Origin of the sequence: Halopseudomonas maritima (genome assembly GCF_021545785.1) — a bacterium.
GTDB lineage: Bacteria > Pseudomonadota > Gammaproteobacteria > Pseudomonadales > Pseudomonadaceae > Halopseudomonas > Halopseudomonas maritima.
Genome location: NZ_CP079801.1, coordinates 3,315,954 through 3,328,520, shown reverse-complemented (window position 1 = coordinate 3,328,520; position 12,567 = coordinate 3,315,954). Strand labels below are relative to the sequence as shown.

Here is a 12,567-nt window from a genome sequence, read left to right as displayed (position 1 = left end):
CAAGTACTTCAGCCGGCTGCCAAGGTTACCCCTGGCTCGGCTGAGCCTGTTGTTCACCCCAGCGTGTCAGCGTGTCCCGTGCCTCCCGGTAGGGTTTGAGCCCCATGGCCAGAAGGATGATGGAGCCCACGGTTATCACGCTGGCAACGATGAATATGGAATAACGTACCGCCATGTCGTCCTGGAACACATAGTCGGTAAACATGGCCACAGCGGTTGGGCCGATACCCAGGCCAATCAGGGTGATGGTAAACAGATAGATGGCCGAGGCCTGGCCGCGCATAGCGTTGGGCATGATCTCCTGAATAGCCGCCGGCGCCACACCAAAGGGCATGGCTACGGTGAAGACGTTAAAGAACATGATGGTCCACAGCAGCGGCATGTTGTCGACCAAGTACACCACGTTGCACAGCAGGGTCAGGATAGCCGACAGCAGACCGACCCGCATGTTGGCATCCAGGCAGCCACGCTGAGCCAGAAAATCCGCCAGGCGCCCACCGAATACGATCCCCAGCGAGCCGGCTACCATGACCAGCGAGCCGTAATAAATGCCTACCTCACCCGCTGTCAGCCCGTGGTTGCGAATAAAAAAGGTCGGAATCCAGGCCGACGCGCCATAGGAGGCAAACGACAGACAGGCAAACCCGAAGTTGTGACACAGCACCGCCTTGCGAATGCCCAGCAGGTAGTTGGCAACATCCTTGAGCGGCACGGCCACACCAGCACCAATGCCCTTACGCGTCGGCTCCTTGATGGCCAGCAGCACCAGGCAGAACATCAGGCCAACGGCGCCGAGCACCAGGAAGATCAGCTGCCAGGGACGCACCTCGCCCAACACCGGCAGCACCATGGCGCCGCGGGCGTTGGCCCAGGTCACCACAATACCGCCGAGCAGAAAGGCCGCGCCCGCGCCCAGGTAGATGCCCATCGCGTAGACACTGATCGCCGTTGCACGGCGATTGGGTGAGAAGCTGTCAGCGATCAGCGAATACGCCGCCGGCGACAGCGCCGCTTCACCCGCGCCCACACCGATACGACCAATAATAAAATGCCAATACTGCTGCGCCAGGCCACAGAACGCGGTCATCAAGCTCCATACCGCCACACCGCCGGCAATCAACCCGCGACGGCTCTTGCTGTCAGCAATCCGCCCCAGCGGAATTCCGGCTACGGTGTAAAAGATGGCGAAAGACAACCCCATCAGCAGACTCATTTCAGTGTCACTGATCTGCAGGTCGCGGCGAATCGGCTCCACCAGCAGGTTCAAAATTTGTCGATCTACAAAGGAGAGAACATAGGCAACCAGCAAAATCCCAACGGTCAACCAAGCCCGCACCGGCGACGGATAGCTATTATTCTCGGTCACGCCATGCTCCTTCTTGTAGTTAAATTATCAGCATCTTGAGCGTATCAGGTTCGCACTGCGAAAGTCGATTTCAAAATATTGAGATAAATCTACCCAATGCGAACCCATCACCCAAGACTATTTACGCACCAACCGGAGCCCTACGATGCCCCCTGTTCCACTGCTGCTGGCCGGCGCCGGCCATGCCCACCTGGTTACTCTGCAGCGCTGGCGCGCCGAGGGATACCACGCGCCAGTCGGCAGCTGCCTGATCAACCCGACCGCGCAGGCCTGGTATTCCGGCATGCTACCCGGACTGCTGGCTGGCAGATGGCAAGCAGAGCAATGCTGCATTGAACTGGCGCCTTTGTGCGCTGCCGTTGGCGTATCGCTGCGGCTCGGCGAGATCACACAGTTAGACGCCAACAGCCAGCAGGCACAGCTGGCCGACCAAAGCCGGATACGCTGGCAGTGGCTGTCACTGGGCGTGGGTGGCGCGCCACAAGCACCCGCTCACAACGATCACAGCATTACACTGCTGCCGGCCAAGCCATTTGCCGGGCTCTATCAGCAGTGCCGTACATGGCAGCAACAGAACGCACCACAGCGCCTGGCGATCATCGGCGGCGGGGCCGCTGCTGTAGAGCTGGCGTTGGCGCTGGCCAGATTGCTACCGGCAACGCAGTTAAACCTGTTCAGTGCAGGGCCGCTGTTGGCGGCTTTACCGGCGCGCGCGGGCAACCTGGTACGCCCCCTGCTGCGTCAGCGAGGTATTAGTTATCACGAGGGCGTGACTGTCACTGGCATCCAGAACGGCCAGCTGTGGCAAGACACCCAGGTGATTGGCGCAGCGGACGCAGCACTGCTGGCAAGCGGCAACATGGCGCCTCACTGGCTCGCAGATAGCGCCATGACCTGCGATGCAACGGGTGCCGTACGCATCCAGCCAAACCTGCAAAGCAGCAGTCACCCGACGGTGTTCGCGACCGGTGATTGCGCCAGCCTGTCAGCTTGTCCGCACAACGGTGTGCAAGCGGTAAGGCAAGGCGCAGTGCTGGCCGAGAACCTTAGCCAAGTCCTGTGCGGCGACCAGGCGACACGTCAGTTCAAGCCGCCGCGCCATAGCCTGGCGCTGTTGGCAACAGCCGACGAGCAGGCGATTGCTACCCGCAACGGTATCGCCCTGCGCAGCCGCCTGGCACTGAGGCTAAAGGACCGGCTGGATAACGGCTTTATCCGGGCCATACGCGGCGACTGACAGCAACGCGATGATCTGCCCCCCCCTTTATTCATGCCCTCCCCAACCAGCCCGTTTGGGCTCGGGGCTACCACCCGACACTAGACCAAAGAGCCATTGTCTTGCGGCGAGACAGATGGCTAAATGCCGTCAACCCATAACAAAAAATCGCCCACCCAGGCACCACTGGAGCCTTCGCATGCCCACCGGACTCCGCAGCAAAGCGACCGTGCTTGTGCTGCAGCTCTGCACCCTCAGCTGGCTCTATTACAGCGCTGGCGTCGACCTCGCCGCACCGGCGCTGATTCTTGCTCTGCTGCCTTGGCTGGGGCTGCCCTGGTTCTATGCGCCATCAGACCCAGCGCCAGCGGTGGCCGCAGACAACCGCCAAAACAGCGAACTGACCGCCCGGCTGTCCCGCGCTACCAGCAAGAATGCGATTGGCGCCGCAGAGGTAGCCCACTCCGTACAATTGCTGCGCGCGCGCCAGCACTCTCAACTGCAGGCAATCAGCCAGGTGACCGACAGCGCCCAGCAGATCGCCTCTGAAGTCGACGCTGCCAGTCGTTATGCAGAACGCGCAGACCAGGCAGCAGAACAGGCCAGCGCCAGCAGTGCCAGCGGCCGCGACGCCTTGCAACAGGCAACCGAGGTGATGCACCAGCTGGCCACCCAAGCCGATACGTCCAGCGCCATGCTGCAGGCATTGAACGCCCACAGCGCCAAGATTGTGCAGGTCACAGAGGTAATCGAAGCCATCGCCAGCCAGACCAACCTGCTGGCCCTGAACGCCGCCATTGAGGCGGCCCGGGCGGGCGACATGGGGCGCGGGTTCGCGGTGGTAGCCGATGAAGTACGGGCTCTGGCCGCACGCACCTCAGCCTCCACCAGCGAGGTTGCCGGCATCATTGAACAGATGCACCAGCAAAGTCAGCGGGTCAACGCCGACTTCTCGGCACTGGTGGGTCAGGTGCACAACAGCGTCGCGCTGATCGATCAAGCGTCTGAGCAGCTGCAGGCTATTGAGCAGCAAGGAAGTGAGGTCAAAGAGGCGACCGCGCAGATCGCTGCCGGCAGCCTGACCAATCGCGACCAGCTCGCCAACCTGAGCAGCGCTCTGGAGCAGGTGCGTGGCGACATCGCCCAGAGCGACGAACAGACCCAACGCTTGGGCAGCGAGGCCGCCAACCTGGTGGGCCTGGCTGAACAGGTCAGCGAGATGCTGGCCGACGTCGCGCTGGATGACTACCATCAACGCTTCTTTGAGGCGGCGCAGCAGACCGCTAACGCCATTGCCGCGCGTTTTGCGGCCGACCTGGCCAACGGCAAGATTCAGCGCGCCGCACTGTTTGATCGCAACCTCACCTTGATCGCCGGTAGCAACCCGGCGCGTTATCACAGCGCCTTCGACAGCTACACCGACCAGGTATTGCCGGGCCTGCAGGAGCCACTCCTGCAACAGCACGCCGAGTTGGTCTACGCCATCGCCGCTATCCCCTCAGGCTATGTGCCCACCCACAACCAGCGTTTTAGCAAGCAACCCACCGGCGACGTGCAGCACGACACCCTGCACTGCCGCAGCAAGCGGTTGTTTGACGATCCAACAGGACGACGCTGCGGCAGCCATGAGCAAACCCTGCTGCTGCAGACCTACAAACGCGATACCGGAGAAGTGATGCACGATCTGTCAGTGCCGATCATGGTGGACGGTCAGCATTGGGGCGGGCTGCGGCTGGGGTATAAGCCGGAGCAATAGACCGATGGCGGAGAAGCCTTCGGCGTTCACCACCCTACGCAACGTCGCGCCCGGCCGGATGGTGGCGAAACACTGAGTATGTGGTAATCAGGCCGCCGATTGCAGCGGGCCTTCCAGCCGTCGGGTAACGGCATCAGCGCAGGTCTCGCGGCGCAGACTGTCAAACAGCTCGCGCGCTTCGGGATAATGCTGGCCGAGCATCGCCAGCCATTGCTTCAGCCGGCCCGGCGCATGGCGGTCTACCACCCGCAGGCGGGTCTGCCGGAAGAAGTCACCGAGCCAGGGCCACAGCTCATCCCAGCCAAGCACGGCCGCGTCGCTATCCTGCGCGATGCGCAGCCCCAGATCCGGACAGCGCACCAGACCGCGGCCGATCATCACCGCATCACAGCCGCTGACCTCACGGATACGCCGGTAATCTTCGGTGGTCCAGACCTCGCCATTGGCGATCACCGGCACCGCTACCGCCTCGCGAATACGCGCCAGCCATTCCCAATGGGCCGGCGGCCTGTAGCCTTCGACCTTGGTGCGGGCATGCACGGTAATCTCACCAGCGCCGCCGTCGGCCAGCGCCTGCGCGCATTCCAGCGCCTGGCTGGTATCGGTCAGGCCCAAGCGCATCTTGGCGGTCACGGCAATATGCGCCGGCGTTGCTGCGCGCACGCTGGCGACAATCTCGCGCAGCAGCTCGGGCTCGGTCAACAGCGCAGCGCCGCCACGGTGACGGTTAACCGTCTTAGCCGGACAGCCAAAGTTGATATCAATAGCCGGAGCGTCCATCGACGCCAGCAGTGCCGCGTTCTCTCCCATCCAGCGCACATCTGAACCGAGCAGTTGCGGACGCACCGGCACACCGGCTCGGGTCCGCCAGCCGTACTCGCTCTCCGGTACGCTGCGGCGAATAGTACCCACGTTCAGCAGCCCCTCGGTCACGCGAATGAACTCGCTGACGCACCAGTCGATGCCACCGATGCGCGTCAGCACATCGCGCATCGGCGCATCGGCCAGCCCCTCCATCGGCGCCAGCACAACCGGGCCGCTGACGCGCTCAGGGTTGCTCATTCGCTCAGGGCTGTTCGCACGCTCAGGGCTGCTCATGCACTGATACCCTGCTCCGCCAGCATGTCTAGCAGCTGCTGCTCGGTCCAGACGGTTACGCCCAGCTGCTCAGCCTTGGCCAGCTTGCTACCGGCACCGGGGCCAGCCACAACGCAGTGGGTCTTGGCCGACACGCTGCCAGCCACCTTGGCACCCAGGCTTTCCAGATGCGCTTTGGCCACGTCACGGGACATGGCCTCCAGCGTGCCGGTCAGCACCCAGGTCTGGCCGGCCAGAGACAGGCCACCAGCGGCTTCTGCACGAGGGCTATCCCAGTGCATGCCAAACTCGCGTAGCTGCTGCTCGATCGCCTCTGCATGGGCGCGCTGCTTCGGGTTCTCGGCAAACTCGCGCAGGGCTTTGATCGCCTTATCGTTCAGACGCTCAACCTGTTTCAGGTCCAGCCAATCCGCAGTGAGAATCTTGTCCAGACTGCCAAAAGTGCTGGCCAGGCGTTCGGCGCCAGTGCTGGCGATACCGGTGATATTCAGGCGCGCCAGAAAATCGGCCAACGACACGCAGGCGGCAAACTCAGCCGCCAGCTCGCCCGGCTCCTCTGGCGTGACGCCGCGCTCCAGCAACTGGTCGATGACCTGACGGTTGTGCGCATCGGCAAAGAAGGAGTGGATTTCGTGGGCCACTTCCAGCCCCACATCCGGCAGGTACACCAGCACCTCGGGCAAGGCCCGCTCAATGCGCTCCAGCTTGCCCAGCGCGCGCGCCAGCAGCTTGGCGGTTTCCTCACCCACATCAGGAATACCCAGGGCGTAGATGAAACGCGCCAGGGTCGGCGACTTGCTGGCCTGAATGGCGGTCAGCAGATTCTTGGTCGACAACTCGGCAAAGCCGTCCAGCGCCAGCACCTGCTCATAGGTCAGGCGGTACAGGTCCGCTGGGGAGGCCACCAGGCCGGTATCAACCAGCTGCTCGACACTCTTCTCACCCAAGCCATCGATATCCATGGCACGGCGGGAGACGAAGTGAATGATCGATTGTTTGAGCTGGGCCTGACAGGTCAGACGGCCAACGCAGCGGTACACCGAGCCTTCGCTGGTGGTAGCGCCAGCCTTGCCGCGCTTGACCAGCTGGGTGCGTTCGACGGCCGAGCCGCAGACCGGGCAATTGCTCGGCACCTCTACCGGCCGTGCGTCGGCCGGGCGGCGCTCGGTGACCACCTGCATGACCTGCGGGATCACATCACCCGCGCGGCGAATGATCACAGTATCGCCGACCATCACGCCAAGACGCGCCACTTCATCCATGTTGTGCAAGGTGGCATTGGAGACGGTGACACCCGCCACCTGAACCGGCTTGAGACGCGCGACCGGCGTCACCGCGCCGGTGCGGCCCACCTGAAACTCGACGTCCAGCAGCTCGGTCAGCTCCTCCATCGCCGGAAACTTATGGGCGATGGCCCAGCGCGGCTCTCGGGCACGAAAGCCCAGCTCACGCTGGTACGCCAGCTGGTTGACCTTGAACACCACGCCATCGATCTCGTATTCCAGCGCAGCCCGGCGCTCACCAATATCGCGGTAGTAATCGAGTGTGCCGTCGATACCGCTGACCAGCTTCAGCTCGCGACTGATCGGCAGCCCCCATTCTCGAAACGCCTGCAAGATGGCGTACTGGTTATCGGGCAGTTCACCGTCTATCCGGCCAAAACCGTAACAGCAAAACTCCAGCGGCCGGCTGGCGGTAATGGTCGGGTCCAGCTGACGTAGGCTGCCGGCAGCGGCGTTACGCGGGTTGGCAAAGGTCTTGCTGCCGGTTTCACGGGCGCGCTCGTTCAGCGCCTCAAAGCCCGCCTTGCTCATAAAGACTTCGCCGCGCACCTCGAGCACCGCCGGCCAGCCCTCGCCACGCAGTTTCAGCGGTACGTTACGAATGGTGCGCACGTTGGTGGAAATGTCCTCGCCAGTGCTGCCGTCGCCCCGGGTTGCACCACGCACCAACAGGCCGTTCTCGTACAGCAGGCTGACCGCCAGACCGTCCAGCTTGGGCTCGCAGCAGTATTCAACCTCTGCACCGCCGCCAAACAGGTCACCCGATGGCAAGTCCAACCCCTCGCGCACCCGCCGATCAAAGTCGTGCATATCCTGCTCGGCAAAGGCATTACCCAGGCTCAGCATCGGCACCTCATGCTTGACCTCGCCAAAGCCAGACGCCGGTGCGCCGCCCACACGCTGCGTAGGTGAGTCTGGGGTAATCAGGTCAGGGTGCTCCGCCTCAATGGCCTTGAGCTCGTTGAACAGCCGATCGTACTCGGCATCCGGCACCGCCGGCTGATCGAGCACGTAATAACGGTAATTGTGCTGCGCAATCTCTTCACGCAGGGCAAGAGCGCGCTCGGCGGGGGTAACGGACTGGGGCATGGGGAACCGCGGGGTCAAGTATGAGGTGCTTATTCTAACCGACCTGCGAGGAGAAGCTGCAGGGTTAGCGCAAGAATACGAGTAATGGCTGGAGGCTAAAGGCTAGAGGCTGGAAGTCAAAGCTCTGCAAAATTGATCACCGTCCAAGCTCCGAGGGTGGCCGTATAGGCAGGCCTGCACCTTCAAGCCTCCCGCCTTCAGCCTTCAGCCACCCCGGTGCTATAGCTAGAGCACTAGTAGCGCCCCCCCACAAGACAGCCCCGGGAGTACGCTGCGCTCATCGCCGCTGGCTATAGTTCAGCCGCTCGTACTCAGCAATACGCTGACGGTAATGCTCGATGGTCTGGGCGGTGAGGACGCTGCGTTGTTCGTCTTTCAGGTCACCACCCAGCTCGTGTGAGAGTTTGCGGGCGGCGGCGATCATCAGGTCCAGCGCCTGTTTGGGGTGGCGCGGGCCGGGCAGGCCCATGAAGAAGCTAACCGCACGTACGTGGCTTTGATCCAGCTCGTCCAGATCAAAAACACCCGGCTTGAGTGCGTTGGCCATGGAGAACAGCACATCGCCGTTGCCGCTCATGCTTTCATGGCGGTGGAAAATATTCATGTCGCCAAAGCGCAGGCCACTTTCGAGAATGCTCTGATGCAGCGCAGAGCCGGAAAAGCCCTGCTCGTCACGCGAGACCACGTTGATCACCAGCACCAGCTCAACCGGCAGCGACTGCTGCTCAGGTTTGGGCTCGGCGTCGGTTTTACGTGCGAGCTTGTCGGCCGCAGCCTTTTTGCTGCGCGGCTCGGCAGCGACCGGGTCCACCAGTACCGGTGGCTCGTCCAGGTCCAGGCCAACCTGCTCCGGTTCGTGCCATTGACTGCTGTCATCACCGGGCAAGGCGTCCGGCGTGTCGCCACCAAAGGACGGTTCTGCCCGCTCAGGGCGATTGACCACACGCGGCGGTCCAAGCAACTCATCGTTGCCGCCCTCTTCGGGCAGATCGGAGAGATTGCGTTCGAGTTTGAAGCGAATCTTTGATCGACCGCCCATGCGCCGCCAGCCATCAAACAAGATGCCAGCTATTACCAGCAGGCCGAAGATGAAAAGCCACTCACGCAAACCGAAATCCATGAATACCCGTTCCTGTTATCACTAAGCTGTTCGGGCGGCTGGCAACCCGCCTCTCGTCTGGCCGGATGCTAGCACGGCCATTGGGAAACTTACACTGCCGCCAACGCAGCGGCCTCTTCTACATCTACTGTGACCAGCCTCGAACAGCCAGGTTCATGCATGGTCACACCCAGCAACTGATCGGCCATTTCCATGGCGATCTTGTTGTGGGTGATATAAATAAACTGCACCCGCGCCGACATTTCTTTCACCATACGGGCATAACGCCCCACGTTGGCGTCATCCAGCGGCGCATCCACCTCGTCCAGCATGCAGAATGGCGCCGGATTGAGCTGGAAGATCGAAAACACCAGGGCAATGGCCGTCAGCGCTTTCTCACCGCCGGACAGCAGGTGAATGGTGCTGTTCTTCTTGCCGGGCGGACGCGCCATGATGGCTACACCGGTGTCGAGCAGGTCATCCCCGGTCAACTCCAGATAGGCATGACCACCGCCAAAGACTTTCGGGAACAGCGACTGCAGGCCGTGGTTGACCTTGTCGAAGGTCTCCTTGAAGCGTGCGCGGGTTTCGCGGTCGATCTTGCGGATCACCTGTTCCAGGGTACCCAGCGCCTCTTCCAGGTCACTGTTCTGCGCATCCAGGTAGCGCTTGCGCTCCGATTGCTGCTCGTACTCCTCAATGGCCGCCAGGTTGATCGCGCCGAGGCGCTGGATACGCGCATCCAGCTGCGCCAGTTGCTGTTCCCAGTCGCTCTCGCTGGCTTCCTGCGGCAAGGTAGCGAGTACGCCGCGCAGGTCGTAACCGGCCTCGGCCAGTTGCTCCTGCAGGCCCTGACGGCGGGTTTGCAGGTCACGGGCGTTGAGACGCTGCTCGTCAAGCTGGGTACGCAGCACCTGCGCTTGCTGCTCGGCCTGCACGCGTCGGGTCTCCTGCGCGCGCATCTGCTGATCCACGCCTTCCAGTGCCTGGCGTGCGGCGCCGAGCGACTGTTCCACCTCCACGCGCTGCTCCAGCAGGCTCTCCAACTCGATGCGTTGATCGTCTTCCGGCGCCTGGCTTTCTTCCAGGGTCATGCGCAGCTGCTCACGGCGCTCGGACAGCCGTTCAGCCTGGCTCTGCTGACGCTCCAGCCCCTGCCGGGTGCTTTTCAGCTGGGCGCTAAGTGACTGAGCGCGCAAGGCCAGCTGGTGAGCGCGGTCCTTGTGCTGACGGGCCTGCTGGCGGGCCAAATCCAGGGTTTCGCGGGCCAGATCTCGCTGGCGCAGCAGCTCTTCACGCTGACCGGTATCCGCCGCCATGCTGTCCAACGCGTCCTGCAGGGTCAGACGTGCCTCGCCAATCTGCTCCAGCTCTTCACCGCGCTGACGCTTGAGCTCTTCCAGGTCCTCGCCAATGCGCTGACGACGCGCGTTGATTTGTTCCAGCCGCACCTGGCGCGCAGACCACTGGGCCTTGATCTCGCCCTGCTGGCGGCCGCTGGCAGCCAGTGTCTGCTGCAAGCCGTCACGCTGCAGCTCCAGCGCGCGAATGCCCTCGCGCAGCTGATCGATACGTTCCTGCCCGCTATCCAGTGCGCCCTGCTGCTCGTCCAGGCTGGCCTGCAGCTGCTCCATTTCCTGCTGCCGGGCGAGCACCCCGCCTTCACTCGCCTCGCCACGGCGAAAACGCAACCAGTTGGGGCCAATCCAATGGCCTTCGCGGGTGATCAGCGATTCGTGGGGGGCCAGACTATCGCGCGACGCCAGCGCCTCGGCGACCGAGTCGACGGGGCGAATGGCGGCCAGCCAGGGGCGCAGGTCGAGCGGGCTATCCACCTTGTCCAGCAGACTGCCTGGGCTGGCTTGCCCGGGCGCGCCGCGCTGCAGCAGGCGCAGACTGCCCTGCTCAAACTCGGCCAGGGTGGCGTCCAGGCTACTCAGGTCATCCAGCGCGATGGCCCGCAGGTCATCGGCCAGGACCGCCTCAACGGCAGCCTCCCAGCCCGCTTCAACCTGCAGTTGCTCGGCCAGCAGCCCACGGCTCTGGAGGCCCTGAGCGCTGAGCCAGTCGCCAACATCGCTACCCTGGGCCAACGCCGCCTGCTGTAAGGCTTCGAGCGAAGCCAGCCGACCACTGCCGCGCTGCAGTTCGCCACGGCGAATATCCTGCTCCTGCTGCAAGGCTGAGAGGGTGTCGCGATCCTGTTGCAGGCGCTCGCCCACCTCCGCCAGCTGCACTTGCTCGCCTTCGCTGCGTAGCTCCAGTTCAGCCAGTTGCTCAGACAGCTCGGCCAGTTCGTCATCAAGGCTGCCGACACTCAGGCCCGCTCGCTCGTCCTCAAGCCGCTGAATGCGCTCACCCAGACGCTCGACCGATTGCTCCATATGACGGATACGCGACTGCTCTACCTCGGCCTGCTGGCGCGGCTCGGCGGCGCGTTGGTTGAACTGGTCCCAGGCGCCCTGCCAGTTCTGCATGGCATCTTCAGCGCTCTGCAGCACCATGCCGGTGTCTTCTTCGGCGGCGCCCGCCATCTCCAGCTCTGGCTCGATGCCGTCCAGTTCGGCCTGCAGGTCGGCCAGCAGCGCCTCATCCTGAGTCAGGTGGCTCTGCGCTTCTTGCCAGGCCAGCTCGGTCTCTTCAATGTCGCTGTGCAGTTGCCGCTGGCGGTCACGGTTGAACTGCAGAATCTGCTCGATACGGCTAATATCCGCGCCCAGACTGTAGTACTGCGCCTGGACCCGGTTAAAGGACTCGGTAAGGTCGCTGTGCTGGTCGCGCTGTTTTTCGATCTCGCTGTCGGCGTTGCGCTGCTCGGCAATCAACGCCTCCAGCGCCACTTCAAGGTCGCGCACCCGGTGTTCACGCTGGCCGGCCTGCTCGTTCAGGTTCTGCCAGCGCAGCGCCTGCAACTGGGCCTTGAGCTGACGCTCCTCGGCCTTGAACTCCTTGTACTTCTCCGCCGCCTGGGCCTGACGATGCAGGTGCGCCAACTGACGCTCCAGCTCTTCACGCAGATCAGTCAGGCGGGACAGGTTTTCCTGGGTGCGACGAATACGGTTTTCGGTTTCGCGGCGCCGGTCCTTGTAACGGGAGATCCCGGCGGCTTCTTCAATAAACAGACGCAGCTCTTCGGGCTTTGCTTCGATCAGCCGGGAAATCATGCCCTGCTCGATGATCGAGTAGCTGCGCGGGCCAAGGCCGGTGCCCATAAAAATGTCGGTAATGTCACGGCGACGGCACTTGGTGCCATTGAGGAAGTACTGATTCTGCGCTTCGCGGGTCACCTTGCGACGAATGGAAATCTCGTTGTAGCCGGCGTATTCGCCTTGCAGGGTGCCATCGCTGTTGTCGAACACCAGCTCGATGGATGCCTGCCCTACCGGTTTACGCGAGTTGGAGCCGTTGAAGATAACGTCGGTCATCGACTCGCCGCGCAGGTTCTTGGCCGAGCTTTCGCCCATGACCCAGCGCACCGCATCGATGATATTGGACTTGCCACAGCCGTTCGGCCCCACCACCGCGCCCATGTTGGTAGGGAAATAGACGGTAGTCGGGTCCACAAAGGATTTGAAGCCGGCCAGCTTGATGCATTTGAGTCGCATGAAAGGGGCGTTGTCCTTAGTGCCTTGGGCCAAACCCGCATTGTTACCCGGACGG

General features: G+C 62.8%; 7 protein-coding genes. 2 read left to right on the top strand and 5 right to left on the bottom strand.

Annotated features, from left to right (window positions below; genetic code table 11):
* Positions 1–25 precede the first annotated feature (25 nt).
* On the bottom strand, positions 26–1,366 hold the full coding sequence (locus HV822_RS15460; RefSeq protein ID WP_238871045.1) for a spinster family MFS transporter: 1,341 nt from the start codon (positions 1,364–1,366) through the stop codon (positions 26–28).
* 145 nt (positions 1,367–1,511) lie between these two features.
* Between HV822_RS15460 and HV822_RS15455 the strand changes: the two genes are divergently transcribed.
* Entirely contained in the window at positions 1,512–2,603 is a 1,092-nt protein-coding gene (locus HV822_RS15455) for an FAD-dependent oxidoreductase (protein WP_238871044.1), read from the top strand.
* 178 nt (positions 2,604–2,781) lie between these two features.
* On the top strand, positions 2,782–4,338 hold the full coding sequence (locus tag HV822_RS15450) for a methyl-accepting chemotaxis protein (protein ID WP_238871043.1): 1,557 nt from the start codon (positions 2,782–2,784) through the stop codon (positions 4,336–4,338).
* An 87-nt stretch (positions 4,339–4,425) separates the two neighbouring features.
* Here HV822_RS15450 and HV822_RS15445 read toward each other — a convergent pair whose 3' ends face one another.
* The 4 genes from HV822_RS15445 to smc all read right to left on the bottom strand — a co-directional run bounded on the left by HV822_RS15445 (position 4,426) and on the right by smc (position 12,512).
* Entirely contained in the window at positions 4,426–5,400 is a 975-nt protein-coding gene (locus HV822_RS15445; protein WP_238873626.1) for a tRNA dihydrouridine synthase, read from the bottom strand.
* Positions 5,401–5,432: 32 nt separating this feature from the next.
* A complete protein-coding gene (gene ligA, locus HV822_RS15440; RefSeq protein ID WP_238871042.1) occupies positions 5,433–7,808 on the bottom strand; it encodes an NAD-dependent DNA ligase LigA in 2,376 nt (791 codons plus the stop codon).
* A gap of 277 nt (positions 7,809–8,085) precedes the next feature.
* Complete coding sequence (zipA, locus tag HV822_RS15435; RefSeq protein ID WP_238871041.1) at positions 8,086–8,928, bottom strand: cell division protein ZipA; 843 nt, start codon at positions 8,926–8,928, stop codon at positions 8,086–8,088.
* Between the two features lie 89 nt (positions 8,929–9,017).
* Positions 9,018–12,512 carry a chromosome segregation protein SMC gene (gene smc, locus HV822_RS15430; RefSeq protein WP_238871040.1) on the bottom strand — a complete coding sequence of 1,165 codons (3,495 nt, stop codon included), beginning with the start codon at positions 12,510–12,512 and terminating at the stop codon, positions 9,018–9,020.
* Positions 12,513–12,567: the final 55 nt, after the last annotated feature.

Bases quoted from the DNA above. Each gene is read 5' to 3' on its own strand.
- zipA (WP_238871041.1), bottom strand. From the start codon at position 8,928: ATGGATTTCGGTTTGCGTGAGTGGCTTTTCATCTTCGGCCTGCTGGTA.
- HV822_RS15445 (WP_238873626.1), bottom strand. From the start codon at position 5,400: ATGAGCAACCCTGAGCGCGTCAGCGGCCCGGTTGTGCTGGCGCCGATG.
- HV822_RS15450 (WP_238871043.1), top strand. From the start codon at position 2,782: ATGCCCACCGGACTCCGCAGCAAAGCGACCGTGCTTGTGCTGCAGCTC.
- HV822_RS15455 (WP_238871044.1), top strand. From the start codon at position 1,512: ATGCCCCCTGTTCCACTGCTGCTGGCCGGCGCCGGCCATGCCCACCTG.
- ligA (WP_238871042.1), bottom strand. From the start codon at position 7,808: ATGCCCCAGTCCGTTACCCCCGCCGAGCGCGCTCTTGCCCTGCGTGAA.
- smc (WP_238871040.1), bottom strand. From the start codon at position 12,512: ATGCGACTCAAATGCATCAAGCTGGCCGGCTTCAAATCCTTTGTGGAC.